19 protein-coding genes are annotated in these 21927 nt (G+C 42.9%); 11 read left to right on the top strand and 8 right to left on the bottom strand.

The annotated features are described in order from the left end of the window. Positions 1-11: 11 nt before the first annotated feature. From BCU94_RS05795 to BCU94_RS05785, 3 genes are all read right to left on the bottom strand, one after another. Complete coding sequence (locus tag BCU94_RS05795; RefSeq protein ID WP_076541718.1) at positions 12-485, bottom strand: DUF494 family protein; 474 nt, start codon at positions 483-485, stop codon at positions 12-14. A gap of 2 nt (positions 486-487) precedes the next feature. After that, positions 488-1501, bottom strand: a complete 1014-nt coding sequence (gene dprA, locus BCU94_RS05790) for a DNA-processing protein DprA (RefSeq protein ID WP_102436454.1) — start codon at positions 1499-1501, stop codon at positions 488-490. Between the two features lie 83 nt (positions 1502-1584). After that, positions 1585-2688: a LysM peptidoglycan-binding domain-containing protein gene (locus BCU94_RS05785; protein ID WP_198589321.1), complete on the bottom strand. Its 1104-nt coding sequence runs from the start codon at positions 2686-2688 to the stop codon at positions 1585-1587. 135 nt (positions 2689-2823) lie between these two features. Between BCU94_RS05785 and def the strand changes: the two genes are divergently transcribed. From def to BCU94_RS05760, 5 genes are read left to right on the top strand one after another with little or no spacing between them, the layout of a single operon-like run. Continuing rightward, the gene (def, locus tag BCU94_RS05780; RefSeq protein ID WP_206747599.1) at positions 2824-3336 is read left to right on the top strand and encodes a peptide deformylase; all 513 of its coding nucleotides are present in this window, start codon (positions 2824-2826) and stop codon (positions 3334-3336) included. Between the two features lie 8 nt (positions 3337-3344). Then, positions 3345-4334 (top strand): methionyl-tRNA formyltransferase, encoded by a 990-nt coding sequence (gene fmt / locus BCU94_RS05775; RefSeq protein WP_102475875.1) that lies wholly within the window; start codon positions 3345-3347, stop codon positions 4332-4334. Next, positions 4334-5617: a 16S rRNA (cytosine(967)-C(5))-methyltransferase RsmB gene (gene rsmB / locus BCU94_RS05770; RefSeq protein WP_102475874.1), complete on the top strand. Its 1284-nt coding sequence runs from the start codon at positions 4334-4336 to the stop codon at positions 5615-5617. Before fmt ends, rsmB begins: the two co-directional genes overlap by 1 nt. Before the next feature lie 29 nt (positions 5618-5646). Continuing rightward, the gene (gene trkA / locus BCU94_RS05765; RefSeq protein ID WP_076541730.1) at positions 5647-7056 is read left to right on the top strand and encodes a Trk system potassium transporter TrkA; all 1410 of its coding nucleotides are present in this window, start codon (positions 5647-5649) and stop codon (positions 7054-7056) included. Between the two features lie 19 nt (positions 7057-7075). Then, positions 7076-8518: a TrkH family potassium uptake protein gene (locus BCU94_RS05760; RefSeq protein WP_102475873.1), complete on the top strand. Its 1443-nt coding sequence runs from the start codon at positions 7076-7078 to the stop codon at positions 8516-8518. A gap of 48 nt (positions 8519-8566) precedes the next feature. Here BCU94_RS05760 and hemG (BCU94_RS05755) read toward each other — a convergent pair whose 3' ends face one another. Next, positions 8567-9121 (bottom strand): menaquinone-dependent protoporphyrinogen IX dehydrogenase, encoded by a 555-nt coding sequence (hemG, locus tag BCU94_RS05755; protein ID WP_102436444.1) that lies wholly within the window; start codon positions 9119-9121, stop codon positions 8567-8569. Positions 9122-9293: 172 nt separating this feature from the next. Here hemG (BCU94_RS05755) and BCU94_RS05750 point away from each other — a divergent pair, with 172 nt between their 5' ends. Then, positions 9294-9602: a metalloregulator ArsR/SmtB family transcription factor gene (locus BCU94_RS05750; RefSeq protein ID WP_076541734.1), complete on the top strand. Its 309-nt coding sequence runs from the start codon at positions 9294-9296 to the stop codon at positions 9600-9602. Between the two features lie 6 nt (positions 9603-9608). Here BCU94_RS05750 and hemG (BCU94_RS05745) read toward each other — a convergent pair whose 3' ends face one another. From hemG (BCU94_RS05745) to pepQ, 4 genes are all read right to left on the bottom strand, one after another. Beyond that, positions 9609-10145, bottom strand: a complete 537-nt coding sequence (hemG, locus tag BCU94_RS05745; RefSeq protein ID WP_102475872.1) for a menaquinone-dependent protoporphyrinogen IX dehydrogenase — start codon at positions 10143-10145, stop codon at positions 9609-9611. Between the two features lie 72 nt (positions 10146-10217). Further along, on the bottom strand, positions 10218-11675 hold the full coding sequence (locus tag BCU94_RS05740; RefSeq protein WP_102436440.1) for a TrkH family potassium uptake protein: 1458 nt from the start codon (positions 11673-11675) through the stop codon (positions 10218-10220). A 183-nt stretch (positions 11676-11858) separates the two neighbouring features. Then, entirely contained in the window at positions 11859-12473 is a 615-nt protein-coding gene (locus tag BCU94_RS05735) for a YigZ family protein (RefSeq protein WP_102436438.1), read from the bottom strand. Next, positions 12466-13788 (bottom strand): Xaa-Pro dipeptidase, encoded by a 1323-nt coding sequence (gene pepQ, locus BCU94_RS05730; protein WP_102436436.1) that lies wholly within the window; start codon positions 13786-13788, stop codon positions 12466-12468. The genes BCU94_RS05735 and pepQ overlap by 8 nt, the downstream gene beginning before the upstream one ends. Before the next feature lie 247 nt (positions 13789-14035). On the opposite strand from pepQ, the gene fadB reads away from it, so the two are divergent. The 5 genes from fadB to BCU94_RS05705 all read left to right on the top strand — a co-directional run bounded on the left by fadB (position 14036) and on the right by BCU94_RS05705 (position 21893). Next, the gene (gene fadB / locus BCU94_RS05725) at positions 14036-16186 is read left to right on the top strand and encodes a fatty acid oxidation complex subunit alpha FadB (RefSeq protein ID WP_102475871.1); all 2151 of its coding nucleotides are present in this window, start codon (positions 14036-14038) and stop codon (positions 16184-16186) included. A 22-nt stretch (positions 16187-16208) separates the two neighbouring features. Next, positions 16209-17378, top strand: a complete 1170-nt coding sequence (fadA, locus tag BCU94_RS05720) for an acetyl-CoA C-acyltransferase FadA (RefSeq protein ID WP_102475870.1) — start codon at positions 16209-16211, stop codon at positions 17376-17378. Between the two features lie 217 nt (positions 17379-17595). After that, on the top strand, positions 17596-17841 hold the full coding sequence (gene tusA / locus BCU94_RS05715; RefSeq protein WP_102436430.1) for a sulfurtransferase TusA: 246 nt from the start codon (positions 17596-17598) through the stop codon (positions 17839-17841). A 2-nt stretch (positions 17842-17843) separates the two neighbouring features. Next, positions 17844-18290 (top strand): MOSC domain-containing protein, encoded by a 447-nt coding sequence (locus BCU94_RS05710; RefSeq protein ID WP_102436428.1) that lies wholly within the window; start codon positions 17844-17846, stop codon positions 18288-18290. Positions 18291-18695: 405 nt separating this feature from the next. Continuing rightward, the gene (locus BCU94_RS05705) at positions 18696-21893 is read left to right on the top strand and encodes an amidohydrolase family protein (RefSeq protein ID WP_102475869.1); all 3198 of its coding nucleotides are present in this window, start codon (positions 18696-18698) and stop codon (positions 21891-21893) included. Positions 21894-21927: the final 34 nt, after the last annotated feature.

Raw genomic sequence — 21927 nt, 5'->3', positions numbered from 1 at the left:
GGTTTAAAGACTTAAGAATGTAACCGCCCATCAGGCTGTTCAAAAATAAGATCTTCCATTTGCTCATAAGCAGACTCGTTGCCTGGTACATTAAATAACACCATCAACACCACCCACTTTAAATCTTCCAAGATTAGGGTGGTTTCATCTAGCGCCATCACCCGTTCGATGACCATTTCACGGGTTTCAACACTGAGCACTTGGATTTGTTCAAGAAACAATAAAAACCCACGGCACTCAACATCCAATTTATCCATTTCATCTTTGGTATAAATACGGAATGACTGCTGGGCATGATTGCACAAGTAAGGTTTATCACCTTCTTGTAAATCAGCCAATCTTTCTAGCCAAGACAGGGCTTTCAAAATATCTGCTTGATGAAAACCTGCTCGGGTTAACTCTTTGGTAAGCTCATCTTCGTCAACTAATAGCTCTACTTCGCTATGAACATAGTTTTCAAAAAGGTACATGAGGATATCAAACATGGTTATCTCCTCTCTAATCTGACGTAACCACCAGGCACTTGTGCCACCTGGCCCTGTAATTCAAGTTCAAGCATTTCAACTAACACCAGATCTATCGACTTTCCACTATGCTCGACTACTGCATCTAAACTAGTAGCCTCATAACCTACACTAGCTAACAGCGCAGAAAATGGCAAATTTGTTGTATTATCTGCTATATGGTGACGATTAGCGACATTTTCAAGGTGAAACTGCGTCAATGCGGACAATTCTTCAACAACATCTGTTGCACATTCTACCAATTTAGCGCCATTTTTTAACAAGTCATGGCAACCTTGGTTATAGCCACCGAGCACCGAGCCGGGCACTGCAAACACTTCTCGATTTTGCTCCATCGCCAAGCGCGCACTGATCAACGAGCCACTTTTGCGCGTTGCCTCCACAACAATCGTACCCAGTGATAAACCACTAATAATGCGATTTCGCCGAGGAAAGTTACCTGCATAGGGGCCAACCTGCGGCCAAAACTCACTCAGTACACAACCTTGATGCTGGATTTGGTGATACAAATTGCTATGGCGTTTAGGGTAAATACATTCAACACCAGTACCTAATACCGCAAGGGTTACGCCATTACTGTCTACTGCTCCTTTATGGGCTGCACCATCAATCCCAGCCGCCATACCGCTGGTTATTGAAAAGCCCATCTGAACCATCTCTGTGGCTAACGCCTTTGCCATATTCAAACCACCAACGGATGCATTGCGACTCCCCACCATGCCAATTGAAGGTCGTAGCAAGGCTTCGAGTTGGCCTTTAATAAATAACACTCCGGGAGGATCTGATATTTGTTGCAGTAATGCGGGATAGTCAGGGTCTGACAAAGTAACAATGTGATGTTGCGGGGATAGATTAAGCCACTCAATGGCCAAATCAACTTTATCAAAATCAATTTGGCATTGAGACAGCAGCTTTGCCGATAATGGCAAAGACTGCTTTTCAAACTCTAAACGTTGCCGTAATTCCTCAACATCCATTTGAGTTAATAATTGTTGAATCCGGGCGGGTCCTAGCCCGGATACTGCACAAACAACTAGCCAGTCGACCAGTTTATTATCGATTACTCGCCTTTTAACTCAGTCGTCTTAGGGGTGACTAACTTATCGTCAACTCGCACAGGACGTTCATTGGCAATAATAATCGCCATACTGGTCTTTTCGAAAACTTTAAACACCATTAACTTGCCATGGAAAATATCAGGCATGGTAATCGCATTATCGTCAGATATTTTGGCTTTTAAGTTGTCGTAAGCACTACGATCAATGGTTGATACCGGCATGCCGTCACTATTGATGACAATGGTTTCACCATTGCGATAAATACCAAACACATGACCGGTGTCGATACCATCAACAGCCCCTTTATCAAGATAAACGATATCTAGCTTGCCAACTTCACGAATATCTTTCTCAATGGCTAACACGTTAGCAGGCACAGACTCTGGCGCCGCTTTAGGAATAAAGTAAGCTGACATCAGCGCTTCATCTTCTACCGGTGCAACTTTAAAACCGGCTTTCGATTCGCGTAAGTTACTCAGTAATTGCACTTTTGAAATGTCGCCAGATTCAATCACTCGACCACTGGCAGTCAAAATAATTTCTTGCCCTAGTAACTCGCTATTTTCTTTATCAAAAAACTCTCTACCTTCTTGGTATACCGCCAGCTTTTCACCAACAGGTAAATTGGCATTAATATAAACCACATCTCCTACTGTATGATGACGAGATGGACTTTCACCAGCAAGGATCATTGGCAAGCCATCAAGCCATTCTGGGTCTACGATTCGGTTTTGCACCAAATAAGGCTGGATCAGTGATAAATCAATAGCAGGGATTGGACCACCTTTGTCGCTAATGCGCCCTTCAGGGCCTTTTTTGATATGCTGCTTTAATACTAACCGTGGTTGTCCATCGATAAACACTAAGGTGAGTCGATCGCCAGGATAAATTAAATGCGGGTTCGCAATCTGTGGATTTGCGCCCCATAATTTAGGCCAACGCCAAGGATCGTCTAAGAAAAAGGCTGATATATCCCACAGCGTATCGCCTTTTTTAACGATATATGAATCGGGGTGACCAGACTTTAATGTTAATTTATCAGCCAAAACCAAGGTTGAGGCTATGGTACTTAGTGTCAAAAACGCGAGTAAAAATATCCGTTTCATGGTTCATTCCATGTGTTTAGCTCTTTATTAGAGCTTTTGCTGTTATTGATAGTCAGTAAGGATTAAAATTAACCCATTAACCAAGCCAGTATAGCTAACTGGCTGAAATTTGACAGACTTGTTAAGAGTTTATATATGCCATTATTAAAAGTTTTACGTTTTCCAGATGAAAGATTACGCACAGTTGCTAAGCCTGTCACCGATTTTGGTGAGGTTTTGCAAACCCAAATAGATAACATGCTTGAAACAATGTACGAGGAAAAAGGCATTGGACTTGCGGCTACTCAGGTAGATTTCCATCAACAATTAATTGTGATGGACCTGCAGGATGAAGTTGAGCGTCCGACCATTTTCATTAATCCTGAGATTGTCAGCAAAAGCGGCGAGTTCACTAATGAAGAAGGCTGTCTTTCGGTTCCGGGCATTTACGCTAAAGTTGATCGTGCTGAATTTGTTACCTTAAAAGCCCAAGATCGTCACGGTAAAGAGTTTACGGTTGAAGCGGATGAGCTATTTGCCATCTGTCTACAGCACGAAATGGATCATTTAAAAGGCAAGTTGTTCGTCGATTACTTGTCAAAAATGAAACGTGACCGTATCAAGACTAAACTTGAGAAAGAAGCCCGTTTAGAAGCAAAAGAAGCATAGGACTCCATTTGAAACCGTTAAATATTATCTTTGCTGGCACGCCAGACTTTGCCGCTTTACATTTGCAGGCACTTATTAATTCCGACCACAATGTGATTGCGGTGTATTCGCAGCCAGATAGACCTGCGGGCCGTGGCAAAAAACTGCAAGCAAGCCCGGTAAAGCAGCTTGCTGTTGCCAACGATATCCCTGTATATCAGCCGCCATCATTACGCAAAGAGGATGCCCAAGCAGAGCTTGCTGCCTTAAACGCTGACATTATGGTCGTCGTTGCATACGGATTAATCCTGCCAAAGATAGTATTAGATACGCCAAAACTGGGTTGTATTAATGTACACGGTTCTATATTGCCTCGCTGGCGTGGCGCCGCGCCAATCCAGCGCGCGCTTTGGGCTGGTGACAGCGAAACTGGCGTCACGATTATGCAAATGGATATCGGTTTAGATACTGGTGACATGTTACTTAAAACGTCGCTTAAAATTGAAGACACCGACACTTCTGCAACCTTGTATAGCAAATTAGCCGAACAAGGACCGCCAGCGTTAATAGAAGCGCTTGAAGGTTTAAGCAAAGGCACCCTCGTTGCTGAACAACAAGATGAATCTTTAGCTAACTATGCTGAAAAGTTATCTAAAGAAGAAGCTCAAATAGATTGGACTAAGCCTGCGAAACAATTATGGCAAGAAATTCGCGCCTTTAACCCTTGGCCAGCTAGTCATTTTAGCCACCAAGGCAATACCATCAAGGTATGGCAAGCGAGTTACAATAATGCTGTTGATAGTAATGGCACTAATGCCACACCTGGTACCGTACTAGACAGCAATAAGCAAGGTGTCACCGTCGCTACAGGCGAAGGCTCTTTGCAGCTACAAGTCATGCAATTACCGGGTAAAAAGCAAATGCCTGTCGCAGATATTCTTAACTCACGCGCAGACTGGTTTGCCCCAGGGGTAAACTTTAACCCAGTCGCGAAAGAAGACAATGAGGCACAGCCATAATGAATGTTAGAGCGCTCGCAGCCAAAGCCATTTTCAATGTACTTGAGAAAGGCATTTCACTATCGGTGGCCTTGCCAGATCAACAACAACATCTCGAAAATGGTAAAGACAAAGCCCTATTAGCAGAACTTTGTTATGGCGTAATGCGTCAACTGCCACAACTGGATAAATGTGTCAGTGACTGCTTAAGCAAACCCTTTAAAGGTAAGCAGCGTATATTGCACCAATTATTATTGGTGGGTTGTTATCAGCTTTACTTCACTCGAATTCCTGCTCATGCGGCCATTTCAGAAACCGCTGAAGCCTGCCGCCAAATGAAATTTGATGGTTTAGTTAAAGTGGTTAATGGTGTTCTTCGTAATATTCAACGTAAAGAAGCACCACTAAATACTGACAACGACACCCTGAAATACAATACTCCTGCTTGGTTTATTAAACGCCTAAAATCGGCCTACCCAGATCAATGGCAACAAGTTATTGAGCAAAGCCATCAACGCCCACCAATGTGGCTGCGCAACAATCAGCTATCACAAACCCGTGAGCAATACTTAGCGCTACTTGCTGAACAAGAAGTAGAAGCCAGTGCCGGTGCGAGTGATGATGCGATTTTACTTGCTAGTCCAACAGATGTAATGCGATTACCCGGTTTTGCTGAAGGCTCAGCCTCAGTACAAGATGGGGCCGCGCAGTGGGCAGCAACGCTATTAGCACCAGAAACTAATGAACTGGTTCTTGATGCCTGTGCTGCACCCGGCGGAAAAACCTGCCATCTAATAGAAACTGCGCCAAACATTAGTCTAGTCGCGGTAGATTTTGATGACAAACGCTTAGAGCGTGTGCAACAAAATCTGGACAGATTACAATTAAAAGCGCAAGTTATTCATGGTGATGCAGCCAATATTGATACTTGGTGGCAAGGTGAAAAGTTTGACCGGATCTTATTAGATGCCCCTTGCTCTGCAACCGGTGTCATTCGTCGCCACCCTGACATTAAGTGGCTACGTAAAAACAGTGATATTGATGAACTGGCTTTACTGCAACAACAAATCATTGATCATTGCTGGAAATGGCTGAAACCCGGCGGCACCATGCTTTATGCCACTTGCTCAATTTTGCCAGAAGAAAACAGCCAGCAAATAGAGCAATTTTTACAAAGAACAAGCGATGCGACATTAGTACCAATCGCCCAACAATCATCTGCTGATGATATTGGTTGGCAATTGCTACCAGGCCAAAACAATTGTGATGGCTTTTACTACGCACGTTTAGTTAAAGCGCTTTAAGCTCGTTTAGTAGGGATACCCGCACAGCAATGAAAATTATTATTTTGGGCGCAGGCCAAGTTGGCGGCACACTGGCTGAAAACCTCGTCGGTGAAAATAACGACATCACCTTAGTGGATAATAACCGCGCCAGAGTTAAATACTTACAAGATAAATTCGATTTGCAAACCGTCATCGGCCATGGTGCTCACCCGAGCACCTTAAAAAGGGCCGGCGCAGAAGATGCCGATATGCTAATTGCAGTCACCAATAGTGATGAATGCAATATGGCTGCATGCCATATTGCATACAGCTTATTTGGCACCCCAACCAAAATAGCCCGGATCCGCTCAGAAGCTTACCTTGAGCAGCGCGACAAATTGTTCATCAATACCGAAGTTAAAAACAGTGACACCAAATTACGTGGTGGCTTTGTTATTGATGAATTGATTGCCCCAGAGCAACTTGTTACCGCCTATATTGAACGTTTAGTGCAATACCCTGGCGCACTGCAAGTACTCGAGTTTGCTAAAGGCAAATTAAGCCTAGTGGCCATTAAGGCTTATTATGGTGGGCCATTAGTGGGTAACGCGCTGGCAACGCTGCGTGAACATATGCCGAATATTGATACCCGGGTCGCGGCTATTTTCCGTAAAGGCAAAGCGATTATGCCCCGCGGTACCACCATTATCGAAGCCGATGATGAAGTGTTTTTCGTTGCCGACACCCGCCATGTGCGAGCGGTGATGAGTGAAATGCAAAAGCTGGATAATTCTTACCGTAATATCATGATCGCCGGTGGTGGTAATATTGGTTATGGCCTTGCAAAAAGATTACAAAAAAAGCACTCAGTCAAACTCATTGAACACAGTTTAGAGCGCGCAGAAAGCCTGTCAGAAAGGTTAGAAAACTGCACAGTATTTAACGGTGATGCATCGGATCAAGAGTTACTGCAAGAAGAGCACATTGACCAAACAGATGTGTTTATAGCTGTCACCAATGATGACGAAGCTAACATTATGTCGGCGCTATTAGCTAAGCGAATGGGCGCCAAAAAAGTCATGGTGCTTATTCAACGTGAAGCCTATGTGGATATTGTCCAAGAAGCCAATATCGATATTGCAATTTCACCGCAGCAAACCACCATTTCAGCCTTACTGACCCATATCCGCCAAGGCGATATTTGTAATGTTTACTCATTACGTCGCGGCGCAGCTGAAGCTATCGAAGCCATTGCCCATGGCAGTTCTTCCACCTCAAAAGTGGTCGGCAAGCAAATCAGCGACATAAAATTACCCCCAGGAACGACCATTGGCGCTATCGTTAGAAATGATGAAGTGATTATGGGTCATGATAAAACCGTCATTGAAGAAGGAGATCATGTGATTCTATTTTTAGTAAATAAAAAGTTCATTGGCGATGTAGAAAAGCTGTTCCAACCGAGCGCGTTTTTCTTCTAGCGTCACCATTAATGGCACTATGCTGAATTTAAAACCGCTACTGTTTGTCATTGGCGCTTTTTTATCTATTCTCACTGGCTTCATGCTGGTGCCAATGGCTTTTGCGCTGTTTTATCATGAAGAAACTATCGGCGCATTTATGATGTCCGGGTTGTTTGGCGGCCTCGTTGCGATTTTATGTATTCAAGCAGGCCGCAGCAGCGACGTTAACCTTAATATCCGCGATATGTTTTTTCTCACCAGCATGACTTGGCTGGTAGTCAGTTTATTTGCCGCCTTACCTTTCACCCTTTACCACGGTATTAACTATACCGACGCCTTTTTCGAAACCATGTCCGGCATCACCACCACAGGCTCAACTGTGCTGTCAGGCTTAGACGACATGGACCACAGCATTTTAATTTGGCGATCCCTATTACAATGGCTTGGTGGGATCGGTTTTATTGTCATGGCGGTAGCCATTCTGCCTTTTCTCAATGTCGGTGGTATGCGCCTGTTTCGCACCGAGTCGTCAGACTGGAGCGACAAAACCACTCCACGGACCCAACACATGGCCAAATACCTTTTTGAGGTCTATGTTGTGCTTACCGTGTTATGTGCCTTGGCCTACCACTTGTCGGGGATGCATTGGTTTGAAGCCATTAATCATGCCATGACCACACTGTCTACTGGCGGCTATTCAACGTCTGATAGCTCAATGTCAGCTTTTACTCCAGCAGCCCATTGGGTCGCAATTGTGTTTATGGCTGCAGGAGGCTTGCCGCTGCTGATGTTTGTACAAAGCATTCAGCAAAAAACCTTAAAGATATGGAATGACGAACAAGTTAAAGGCTTTATAAAATTTATCATCTTGGTGTCGGTAACCCTTGGCTTTTGGCTTTGGTTCAAATCAGATATGGCACTCCTCGACGCCATGCGCCTATCTGGGTTTAACGTCATCTCAGTGGTTACAACGACTGGCTATGGCTTAACCGATTATCAGGCATGGGGCGCTTTTGCCAGTATCAGTTTTTTATTTCTGATGTTTGCTGGTAGCTGCTCCGGCTCGACCTCTGGTGGGATTAAAATATTTCGCTTTCAGATTTCACTTAAAGTCATGCTCCAGCAATTAACTCAACAAGTCCATCCTCAAGCTGTAGTCAGTAAGCGCTATAATCATCGCGTCATTGATAATGATATTATTCGCTCAATTATGGCCTTTATCATGCTGTTTTTGATTGTGATTATATTACTTGCGGTGACCTTGGTGCTCACAGGCTTAGATCCTGTAACCAGTATTTCAGGCGCCATTACTGCGGTAACTAATGTCGGCCCAGGTCTTGGGCCTGTTATTGGGCCTGCGGGTAATTTTGCCAGCTTACCGGATACCGCTAAATGGGCGCTGGCTTTTGGAATGTTATTGGGGCGATTAGAAATCATTACCGTGGCGGTACTGTTCGCCCCCAAATTTTGGAAGTACTAATTAGACGCACTCGCTTGAAGTACTAACGTAACAAGCTAACTCAAAGAGCTAGCTCGCGACCGCTGTAACCCCAAGGCTGACTACATGATCGGCATACACTTTCACATCTTCCCAATCAGTGTAATCAATCACGCTCTTAGGATCAGTCGGGCCGTCAGTCATTTTCATAATTAAGCGAATCGCCAAGCTGTCATACCAAGTCCACGATGGGTAATTCACTTTACCTGCAATGATTTTGACATCTTGTGGCTGCCAAGGTGAAAGCTCAATAAACTTTTGTAGGTATTTATTATTTTCTGGAATGCGTTTTTCAGGCTTACGTGCCACAACGTTGACACAGAAAAAGCTATTGGGCTTGCTGCTCAGCTGTTGTTGGTAACGATTAACAAATTCAAATACCGACTTATGATAAGAACCATATAAAACACAAGCCCCTAACGCAATAACATCATAGCTTGCCCAATCAATGTCAGCATGGTTATTATCAAGAATATTGACCACATCACACTGATGACCGTTATGGACAATCTGCTCTGCAATTGCACGACTAATTTGTGCAGTATGCCCACCTCTTGAATAATAAATAACTAAAGTTTTTGCCATTTCAACACCGATTGTTGCTTGAATAAGCAGCCATTGTTACAAAAAAGGCTATTATAATCGCGCTCTTTGATCACAAATTAGAAACGTCTCATATAATTAGATGATAAAATTGAGATCTAAGTTCGCCAGCAGTATGATGAATCTGAGTATTAAATCAGTAATAGGTAAATAAATGTCTAAAAATATTGATGTAGAGTCGATGCTAGGTAATGCCGAGATGGCAGCCAAATGGCTAAAAGCGATTGCTAATCCTTATCGATTGATGATTTTGTGTTTACTGCTGGAAAAAGAACGCAGTGTCACTGAATTAAATGAAACGGTGCCATTAAGCCAATCAGCATTATCTCAACACCTTGCAGTCATTCGAGCCCAAGATTTAGTCAATACTCGTAAAAGCTCACAGAACGTGTATTACACCCTAAAAAATGCTGAAGTGACTGAAGTTATCTCAATTTTGCATCGTTTATATTGCGCAGCTTAATAAGCCTTAACGACTATTAAGCTGAATAAAGTCATTGGCAAACTCATCGACTTTATTCCAATCGGTAAACTCAAAAGTACCTGTGATATCTGTTGGCCCTTTGGTCATCCACATGATAAAGCGGATCATCACTCTATCCATGGTGCGATACTTCGGGTAATCTATCTTCCCTGCAAACACGCCTAATAAGTTAGGCTGCCATTGAGATAATTGCAGAAACTTTTGCATATACGGATTGGTTTCAGGGGTATTTTTAAGGGGCTTTCGAGCAACAACATTTACCGTAAAAAATGCGCTTTTCATTGAGGACAAGCTGCTCAGGTTTGCCTGTATGAACTCATAAAGCTCAGGTCGATGTTTGCCATAACGAATGCTGGCGCCTATGAGTACCTTGTCAAAGTCCGTGAGTGGTAACGACTTTGCTTCAACAAGAGAAACCAAAGTCACCTGTTCGCCAGCCTCTTCTAGCATCAACTTAAGCTTGTTACAAATAGACAAAGTTTGTCCATCGACTGTCGAATATATCATGATGCTTTTAAGCATATCTCTTCCTTTTAATCGACGATTTCCTCAACAGTAATAAGCGCTAAATACCCATTAAAAATAGCTAGCTCATTAGTTTTTCCAAAAAGTCGGCGTAAATAACACTAACAAGGTAAACACCTCTAAACGGCCAAATAGCATGGCCAGTACCAACACCCATTTAGCCCCATCAGTCACGCTGGCATAGTTACTGGCCACCTCTCCTAAGCCTGGGCCTAGATTATTAATACTGGCAGCTGTTGCACTAAAGGCGGTAATGGCGTCCATTTCCATTGCCATTAATAGCACCATACAAATGACAAACACTAAGGCATACGCAGAGAAAAATCCCCATACCGCATCAATGACACGATCAGGCAAAGCAGACTTACCAATTCGAATCGAATACATGGCCTTAGGGTGTATTAAACGCTTCATTTCACGAGAGCCTTGTAGCAACAAGAGCACAAAGCGGATCACTTTCATGCCGCCGCCGGTAGAGCCAGCACAACCACCAATAAAACTAGAAAAGATTAATAATATAGGCAAAAACAATGGCCAAGAGTTAAAACTTTCGGTGCCAAAACCAGCCGTAGTGGATATCGACACCACCTGGAAAAAAGCATAATCTAAGGTCTGCTCTGGCGAATCATATATGCCAGCATTATATAAAGTCGCGAAACAAATAGCGGTTAATACCAATTGAATACCAATTAAGGCTTTAAATTCAGCATCACGAAAATAGACTTTAAAATTAATCCCCCGCCAACTGAACGCGGCGAAATGCAGGCTAAAGTTAACAGCCGCAATCAGTAAAAACACCGCACAAATAACATTGATCAGCGGGCTATTAAAATAGCCAATACTGGCATCATGAGTTGAGAAACCACCAATAGCAATGGTCGAGAATGAATGACAAATAGCATCAAAGGCGCTCATGCCAGCAAAATAAAATGCTGTCGCACAAGCCACAGTTAATAATAAGTAGATATACCAAAGCGCCTTGGCGGTCTCGGCAATTCGCGGTTTCATCTTACTGTCTTTTACCGGCCCGGGTATTTCAGCTTTATAGAGCTGCATACCACCAATACCTAACAGCGGCAAAATGGCTACCGCGAGCACAATGATCCCCATGCCACCCATCCACTGCAGCAGATGTCGATAAAACAATATCGCTTTGGGTAAATCATCGAGGCCGACAATCACGGTGGCCCCTGTGGTAGTCAACGCTGAAAAGGATTCAAAGAAGCTGTCTGTCCAACTTAAGTCGGGCTCGGTAGAAAAGATAAATGGTAGTGCCCCGATGGAGCCCAGTACCGTCCAAAACATCACCACAATCAAAAAGCCTTCGCGGGTGCGCAAATCGCCTTTTTGAGCCCGGTTTGGATACCAAAGTAAAAAACCTAAAAATAAACTGACGCAAAACGCCTGTATAAATGCAGTACCGCCGCCATCTTTATAAAAAATGGCGACTAATGCAGGTGGCAGCATAGTGATAGAAAATAATCCCATCAGCAGGCCAGTGATTCTAATAATTGTTTTATATTGCACTGTGTTTATATCGCATAGGTTTTATTTTGCACTAATTTGAGAGCATCGTTGTTAATGCCGCCCAAGACTCGGGCGCGCTAATAAGCCATAACACCTCAGCTAATCACATCTTTAAAGATCAGCGATTAACAATTGAGCTTATTATCGTTATGACTTTGTATTTTGGCATACTTTTTACACTCATCAAACGTTAAACTTTGCCTTAAGCTGACCTTGGGTTTGGGTGGCCAGCTCACGATTAAAGTCATCATGAAATGCTTTGGCAATTTCAAATTCAATTTCGATAACATCAGTAAAGACTTTATTGCTGATAACACCATCAAATTGATTAACCAAATATTCAATTTGATTAAGTTGCGGGTAACTGCAACTCAGCTTAGTACTATAGCGAATATATTTAGTTTTGGTCTCAAGTTCGGTTAAACCAGACTTGATCCCCGATGAGTAAGCCCGCACTAAGCCACCCACGCCTAACTTAGTGCCGCCAAAGTAGCGCACTACAATAGCGCCAATCTCACCAATATTTGAGCCTTGTAACGTTGCTAACATCGGCCGACCAGCACTGCCTGCAGGCTCGCCATCGTCGCTGCTGCCAATGGCAATACTATTTTGCGGATCGGACGCCACAAAAGCATAGCAATAATGGTTAGCGCCCGGGTATTCCAGCCTCATGTTAGTAAGCGCACACTTCAACTCTAATTCACTACTACAGTGAAACAGCACAGTGATAAATCGACTGTGCTTGATATCTTCTTCGATGGTGAGTGTTTGATTGGGTATTTGGTATTGTTCAGTCAATGAGGCCTAGCTCTCGGGTCATGTTTTCGTTTCTATCTTGGTGCACAATAACATTATCTTCAATTCGAATGCCGCCAAAAGGTCTTAATTCGTCGACTTTATCCCAATTTATTTGCGATTGTCGCCGATCGGCTTTTAGTCCTGCCAGTAATGAGTCGATAATATATATCCCCGGTTCAATAGTAAAAACTTGGTTAGCGGCGATTTCACGGGTGCAACGTAAAAATGGATGCCCAGCTGGTGTCGGAATATGGGTGCCTGCTTCATCACCTAAAAAGCCGCCCATATCGTGTACTTGTAACCCCAGCATGTGGCCTAAACCATGGGGGCAGAAAACACTGGTAATCCCCTGCTCGACCAAGCCTTGAGCATCACCTGTTGCCAAATTAAAGTCCAACATCAAATTAGCCAGTTTTGCATGAAAACGTAAGTGTAAATCAGGGTATTTAACCCCAGGCTTCATCATATCGACTAGTGACAACTGCAACTTGTTCATCTCCACAATCAACTCGTAGAAACTATTTTTCTCAAAAGAGTAAGTACGGGTAATGTCAGATGCATAACCATTATAGTTAGCGCCCGCATCGATTAAGAATGATAACCGTGGTGACGGGATTTGATGCTCTAATACGGTGTAATGCAATATCGCCGCATTTTGGTTAAGGGCAACAATATTGCCATAGGGTACTTCGTTTTCAGTTTGGCCAATGGCGGATAAATACTGCTGCTGAATTTCAAACTCGCTGCCACCATTATAAAAAGCATTCTTAGCCGCTAAGTGGCCTTTTATTGCAGTTTGGTTAGCGCGGCGCAAACATTCCAGTTCGTACTGGGTTTTATCGGCGCGGTGATAATGCAGGTAATTCATTACCGCATCAGGATTACAGCAACTGATGCCGAGCACTTCAGCCACATCAATATGCTCACCAATATATGCCCAGTGCGATAAATCAGCCGGTAATAATTGCGCCACTTGGTCTGCTTTAGTCAGCAATTTAATCTCAAAATGTTCAGCCCAAAAATCATTGGGCTCATCACTGACTTTATGCCAAAAATCCACCGGGCGATAAAATATCAGCTGCGGTTTATCAACTCCGTTAGCGACAACCCAACAATTGGGGTTATCAAGCACAGGTAACCAGGCTTTAAACTGTGGATTAACTTTAAATGGGTAACTTAAATCATCAAGAAACTGGCGATGAGCCTGACCTGAATGAATAACTAACCCATCAAGCTGTTCACTTTGTGTTATTTCGGCAACACGGCGATTTAGTTCTGCAATGTGTGCATGATAAAAATGAGCAAGCTGATCCATTATTTCAGTCCCTGTAATGATTTTTTGTTATGAAAGAACTTGTGAAGTGTATCACAAAGGGCAAAATTGACTCTAGCTGCCAATTATTTAAACGGACGTTTAAATTGGGTGTTGTATTTTATTTCATTTCGTCGCACACTGTTTGGCAACTGGTCAAATGATGGCCGTCGCTGCTGTGAAAACAAAGCTAGATAACAACACAGTGATTGTGATGTAGAAGTCGCTTTTAGCAAAAAGGAAGCAAGCAATGATCTACCAAAGTCCTACGATTCAAGTTGAGTTATTAGAGGATAATATTGCCAAGCTGTGCTTTAACGCACCAGGTTCGGTAAATAAATTCGATAAAGAAACTCTTTCTTCATTAGATGCTGCATTAGAAAGCATCAAGCAAAACACCAACATACAAGGCCTACTGGTTACCTCTGGTAAAAGTACCTTTATCGTTGGCGCTGATATCACAGAATTTTTAGGTTTATTTGAGCAAGATGATGCCACCTTATTATCTTGGGTCGAACAAGCCAGCGCAGTATTTGATAAACTTGAAGACTTACCATTCCCAACAGCTTCTGCTGTAAATGGTTTTGCATTAGGTGGCGGTTGTGAAGCTATCCTTGCGACTGACTTACGCATCGCTGACACCAACGCCCGTATTGGCTTGCCAGAAACCAAGCTTGGTTTAATCCCAGGTTTTGGTGGTACTGTGCGCTTACCTCGTGTGATTGGTGCTGACAACGCACTAGAATGGATCACCACAGGTAAAGATCAACGCCCAGAGGCTGCTTTAAAAGTTGGCGCTATTGATGCGGTTGTTGCACCTGAAAATTTAGAAGCTGCTGCTCTACAAATGCTAAAAGATGCCATCAACGAAAAGTTAGATTGGCAGTCTCGCCGCGCACGTAAACTTAAACCACTTACATTGCCAAAGCTTGAAGCCATGATGTCGTTTGCGACAGCTAAAGGCATGGTCTTTAAAGTTGCAGGTAAACATTACCCTGCACCTATGATGGCAGTTAACGTTATTGAACAAGCTGCAACACTTGATCGCGCAGAAGCGCTAAAAGTAGAAAATAAAGCTTTCATCAAATTAGCGAAAACTGAAGTTGCCACGGCATTAATTGGCATTTTCTTAAACGACCAGTTCGTTAAAGGTAAAGCTAAGAAAGCCGGTAAACTGGCTAAGAAAGTAAACAGCGCTGCAGTATTAGGCGCTGGCATCATGGGTGGCGGTATCGCTTACCAAAGTGCAAGTAAAGGTACACCGATTGTCATGAAAGACATCGCCCAACCTGCATTAGATTTAGGTTTAGGCGAAGCGGCTAAATTACTGACAGCGCAAGTTAAGCGTGGCCGTTCTACCCCAGCTAAAATGGCAGCAGTTTTAAACAACATCACTCCAGCGTTAGATTATGCCCCCATTAAAGATGCTGACGTTATCGTTGAAGCTGTAGTTGAGCATCCTAAAGTTAAAGCGTCTGTATTAGCTGAAGTTGAAGGTTATGTTGCAGATGATGCCATCATTGCATCAAACACCTCTACTATCTCAATCAACTTATTAGCGAAGAGCATGAAGAAGCCAGAGCGCTTCTGCGGCATGCACTTCTTTAACCCAGTACATAAAATGCCATTAGTTGAAGTCATTCGTGGCGAAAACAGCTCAGAAGAAACGATTGCTTCTGTTGTGGCATACGCCAGCAAAATGGGTAAAACTCCTATCGTTGTTAACGATTGCCCAGGTTTCTTTGTTAACCGCGTATTGTTCCCTTACTTTGCCGGCTTCAGTGGTTTACTGGCTGACGGTGCTGATTTTGCCAAAATCGATAAAGTAATGGAAAAGCAATTCGGTTGGCCAATGGGCCCAGCATACTTACTTGACGTTGTTGGTCTAGATACAGGTCATCATGCACAAGCAGTTATGGCTGAAGGTTTCCCTGACCGCATGGGTAAAAATGGCAAAGATGCTATCGACATCATGTTTGAAAGTGAGCGCTTTGGTCAGAAGAATACTAAAGGGTTCTACTCTTACTCTGTTGACCGTCGCGGTAAGCCAAAGAAAGATTTAGATCCAACAAGCTATGAATTGTTAGGTAAAGAATTTGGTGAGCTAAAAGAATTCGAAGAAGATGAAGTTATCGCTCGTTGTATGATCCCAATGATTATCGAAACGGTTCGTTGTTTAGAAGAAGGCATTATTGCTTCTCCTGCTGAAGGCGATATGGGTCTGGTTTACGGTATTGGTTTTCCACCATTTAGAGGCGGTGTATTCCGTTACCTAGATACCATGGGTGTTGCTAACTTTGTTGCACTTGCTGACAAGTTTGCTCACTTAGGTGGTTTATATCAAGTGACTGATGCAATGCGTGAGCTTGCAGCCAATAACGGTACTTACTACCCAGCCTAATTAGCAGTAAAGGAATAACATCATGAAAAACGCTGTAATCGTCGACTGCATTCGTACTCCGATGGGCCGCTCTAAGGCTGGAGTATTTAGAAATGTACGTGCAGAAACTTTATCTGCAGAGCTAATGAAATCATTATTAGCACGTAATCCAAAACTTAATCCAACAGATATCGAAGATGTTATCTGGGGTTGTGTGCAACAAACTCTTGAGCAAGGTTTCAACATTGCTCGTAACGCGGCGCTTTTAGCTGGCATTCCAAAATCAGCTGGCGCCGTAACGGTTAACCGCTTATGTGGTTCATCAATGGATGCCTTGCATCAAGCAGCCCGCGCAATTATGACTGGCCAAGGCGATACCTTTATCGTTGGTGGTGTTGAGCACATGGGTCATGTACCAATGAACCATGGTGTAGACTTCCACCCAGGTCTTGCTGCTAACGTGGCAAAAGCATCTGGCATGATGGGCTTAACCGCTGAAATGCTAGGCAAAATGCACGGTATTACTCGTGAACAACAAGACGCTTTTGCTGTACGTTCTCATCAACGCGCTCATGCTGCTACTGTTGAAGGTCGTTTTGATAATGAAATCGTTCCTATCGAAGGACACGATGCAAACGGCGCGTTAATTAAAGTGACTCACGATGAAGTTATTCGTCCAGAGACGTCATTAGAGTCTTTATCAGGTCTACGCCCAGCGTTTGACCCAGCTAACGGCACAGTAACAGCGGGTACCTCTTCTGCACTTTCTGACGGCGCTTCAGCTATGTTAGTGATGGAAGAAGAAAAGGCTCGCGAATTAGGTTTACCGATTCGTGCTCGTATCCGCTCTATGGCGGTTGCTGGTTGTGATGCAGCAATTATGGGTTACGGCCCAGTTCCTGCAACTAACAAAGCCTTAGCTCGCGCTGGATTAAACATAGATGATATGGACGTGATTGAATTGAATGAAGCATTCGCTGCGCAATCATTACCATGTGTTAAAGATCTTGGTTTAACTGATGTTGTTGACGAAAAAGTTAACTTAAATGGTGGCGCGATTGCATTAGGTCATCCATTAGGTTGTTCAGGTACGCGTATCTCAACAACACTGATTAACTTGATGGAAGCAAAAGATGCTAAATATGGTTTAGCCACTATGTGTATTGGTTTAGGCCAAGGCATTGCAACTATCTTTGAGCGCGTTGATAGCTAAATCTAATTTACTATTACAGCTACATTAGTAGCATCAAAATTAAAAACCGAGCTATCTAGCTCGGTTTTTTTATCCCTGCTTTTAAAGCAATGTTTCACGTGGAACATCATATTTCGGTGAGCATAACATCACGCTTTACTAATAAAGCTAGCATCAGTGTTGCATCAAACTTTAACCAGAGTAAAATTAGCGCAATTGTTGAGTAAGAAGAATTGATATGACTAAAGATTTTACTGCCGCAGACCACCACTTAGATGCGCTTGGTTTACGTTGCCCAGAACCTGTAATGATGATCCGTAAAACTGTGCGTAAAATGGCAGAAGGTGAAAGCCTATTAATTACTGCTGATGATCCAGCAACCACCCGTGATATTCCAAGCTTTTGTGAGTTTATGGATCATACTCTTCTAGCAAGTGATACTAACCAAACACCATACAAATACCTGATTAAAAAAGGCCTCTAATCATGATTTCGTTACACGCTATTGCTTACAAAACTGCTAAAAAAGGGCCGATGAAGCCAGTATTTTGTGCCAAGGTAAGTTTATTAAAAGGCGTTGAAAACGATATTTTTGGAAAACCCGGAAAACGGCAAGTGACCGTCATGTCGCAGCAACAGTGGCAATTAGCCTGTAATGAAATTAATGCCGATTTAGACTGGTTAACCCGAAGAGCCAATATATTAATTGATGGCTATAAGTTTAGCGCCGCAGATGTTGGTAAAGTCATTAAACTTGGTAATGATGTTAGCTTACTGATTACCGGTGAAACCGACCCATGTAAAAAAATGGAGCAGTCACAGCAAGGTCTTGAAAAAGCCCTCACCCCAGATTGGCGTGGTGGCGTAACCTGTAAAGTGATAACTGAAGGCCTGATCCAAATTGATGATCAGGTTTCAATAATAACCATATAAGTGTGCCTATTGAGTTTTATCTTTAATGACAGTTGCACTGAGCAAAAATGAATAACTGTTCAGTGCTTATTACACTAAACAAACTTGCAAAATTAGATACATACTCACGTATTTTTATACGACTTAATTAAAACTCAGCTCAAAGCCCCCCACAATTTAACCAACATACAGCAATTTATCAGATTGAAATAGCTAAACACCCAGCTTCATATCGCTGAGCTGCAAATAATTATTCTACAGCCTAGCAGTCACCCGATAGCTGTCATTATTTGAAACAGAATATCTATTTAGTTATTGGCTAATATATGCGATAAATGTCATCAGATTTGTAACTCGCCAATAACACTAAGAAACATAAAAGTGTTAACGCGACCTATAACAATAATGACAACAAATGGACTGTGCATGCTAACTTCAAAAATAAAACCTCTCTACACTGCGATAGCGTTAAGCTTAGCAAGTGTTTCTCTTGCTGCTAATGCCTCTGATGATGCTTCTAAAGAAACAGAAAAATGGCAAGTTAATGCGCCTGCGAACGCGCCGCTAGAAAAACTCTCTATTGATGTCACCGAAGGCACATGGATGAATGTCAGCGTTTCCCCTGACGGTAAGACCATAGTGTTTGACTTACTCGGTGATATTTATCAAATGCCAATAAAAGGTGGCGAGGCAAAAAAACTCGCTTCTGGCATCGCTTGGCAAATGCAGCCGGTATATAGCCCAGATGGCAAATATATTGCCTTCACCTCAGATGAAGATGGCGGTGATAATATTTGGGTAATGAATGCTGACGGTTCGAACCCACATCCTGTAACCAGTGAAACCTTCCGCTTGCTCAATAGCCCAGCTTGGAGCCCTGACTCACAATACTTAGTGGCCCGCAAACATTTTACCGGTAGTCGCAGTTTAGGTGCTGGTGAAGTGTGGATGTATCACGTCGCTGGCGGCGAAGGGGTAAAATTAACTGAGCGTCCGAACGAACAAAAAGATTTAGGCGAGCCTGCCTATTCACCTGATGGCAGATATATTTATTTCAGCCAAGATGCTACCCCAGGCAAAACCTTTCACTACTCAAAAGATTCAGTAAAAGGTATTTATAAAATTAAGCGCTACGATACTCAGTCTGGTGATATAGAAGTATTACTTGAAGGCACTGGCGGCGCCATTCGCCCAACACCTAGCCCTGATGGCACCAAGTTAGCTTATATCAAACGTGATGGCTTCCAATCTTCGCTGTATTTACTCGATTTAAAATCAGGGGCGCAAACTAAGCTTTATGGTGATTTAGATCGTGATATGCAAGAAACATGGGCAATTCATGGTGTGTATCCGACCATGTCTTGGACCCAAGACAATGAACAAATTGTTTTTTGGGCCAAAGGTAAAATTAATAAATTAACCCTTGAAGACAAGTCTGTTGAGAATATTCCTTTCAGCGTTAAAACTGAATTAAAGGTGCAACCATCAGTACGCTTCACTCAAAATCTAGATAAGGATAATTTCGACGTAAAAATGCTGCGTATGGCACAAGTCTCACCTAACGGCGAAAAAGTGGTTTTTGAAGCATTAGGCAAACTTTGGATCCGTGATATTGAAGATGGTAAACAAAAGCGTTTAACTAGACTTGATGATGACGTTAATGAACTATTCCCGCAATGGTCACGGGACGGCAAGAATATCGTCTTTACCACTTGGAATGATCAAGACCAAGGCACCGTCAGTATTGTGAGTAGCAAAGGTGGTCGCAGTAAACAACTGACATCACTGCCAGGTAAATATGTCGAACCAACCTTTTCACCAGATGGTAAAACCGTTGTCTACCGTAAAGCGAAAGGCGGATATGTCACTCCTAGAACTTGGTCCCAAGAACCGGGTTTATATAAAGTTGATCTAAAGAATAAGCAAAATATCAAAGTTTCAGCTAGCGGTTATCAGCCACAATTTGGCGCTGATAATAATCGTGTCTTTTTTATGGATCACGGTAAAACCCCAGAACTGGCATCAATCAGTTTAGACGGCTTTGAAAAACGCACTCACTACACTAGCGAACATGCTACCGAATTTAGAGTATCGCCAAATGGTGAGCACCTTGCCTTTGCTGAACGCTTTAGAGTTTATGTCACCCCTTTTGCCAAGCATGGCGAAACCATCAAAATCAGCCCGAAAGCGAAAAACTTACCAGTAATGCAATTAAGTGCCCGCGCAGGTGAAAGCATTAGCTGGAACAGTAACAATGAAGAGATTTATTGGACTTTAGGCCCAGACCTTTATCAAGCCAAAGTGGATACTGACTACAACAGCGATGAGGAAGCTAAGCCTGAAGTTACTGCTATTGGTTTCACTAAAAAAGCAGATGTTCCACGTGGAACAATCGCATTTGTTGGTGGCAAAATCATTACCATGGAAAATGACCAAGTTATTGATAATGGTGTTGTCATCGTTAAAGATAATAAAATTGTCAATGTTGGCGATGCTAACTTAACCATTCCAACTGATGCACAAGTCATCGACATTAAAGGTAAAACTTTAATGCCAGGTTTATTTGATGCCCATGCTCATGGTAGCCAAGCAGATGATGAAATCACGCCACAGCAAAACTGGCAATTATACTCAGCACTGTCATTGGGCGTGACTGCAATACATGATCCGTCAAATGACACCACTGAGATTTTTGCAGCATCAGAGCAACAAAAAGCCGGTAATATTGTGGGTCCGCGCATATTCTCAACCGGAACTATTTTATACGGCGCTAATGCACCAGGTTACACATCCCATGTAGATTCACTGGATGATGCAAAATTCCATTTAGAGCGTCTTAAAAAGGTAGGCGCTTTCAGCGTGAAAAGTTACAACCAACCACGTCGTAACCAACGCCAACAAGTGATTCAGGCTGCCCGTGAATTAGACATGATGGTGGTTCCTGAAGGTGGTAGTTTGCTGCAGCATAACTTGTCGATGATTGCTGATGGCCATACCACTGTCGAACACTCATTACCCGTTGGTTCTATCTATAGCGATATTAAACAGTTCTGGAGTCAAACCAAAGTCGGTTATACCCCAACACTGGTTGTCGCATATGGCGGTATTTCTGGCGAGCATTACTGGTACGATAAAACTGATGTTTGGGCACACCCTCGCTTAAGCATGTATGTTCCGTCTGATATTCTTAATGCCCGCTCAATGAGAAGAACAACTGCACCGGATGAACATTACAATCACTTCAATGTGGCACGGGTTGCCAATGAGCTAAATGATATTGGCATCAAACCCAATATTGGTGCTCATGGTCAACGTGAAGGTTTAGCGGCGCACTGGGAAATGTGGATGTTTGCTCAAGGTGGTATGAGCAATATGGATGTGCTGAAAACAGCAACCATAAACCCTGCAACCACCTTCGGTATGGATCATCAAATAGGCTCAATTAAAGCCGGTAAACTAGCTGATATTATTGTGATTGACGGCGACCCATTAACTGATATTCGTGTGACTGATAAAGTGTCTTACACCATGGTCAATGGTAAGTTATTTGATTCAGAAACCATGAATCAATTGAATGGCGAAGAAGTTAGCCGTAAACCATTTTTCTTTGAGAAAAAAGATTAATACTGAGGCAACAAGCTTAGGCTAATCGAAAATG

Origin of the sequence: Shewanella sp. 10N.286.52.C2 (assembly GCF_002874545.1) — a bacterium.
In the GTDB taxonomy this organism is placed as follows: Bacteria; Pseudomonadota; Gammaproteobacteria; order Enterobacterales; family Shewanellaceae; genus Shewanella.
The sequence above is the reverse complement of the archived record's forward strand: the minus strand, read 5'-3'. Positions and strand labels throughout refer to the sequence as shown.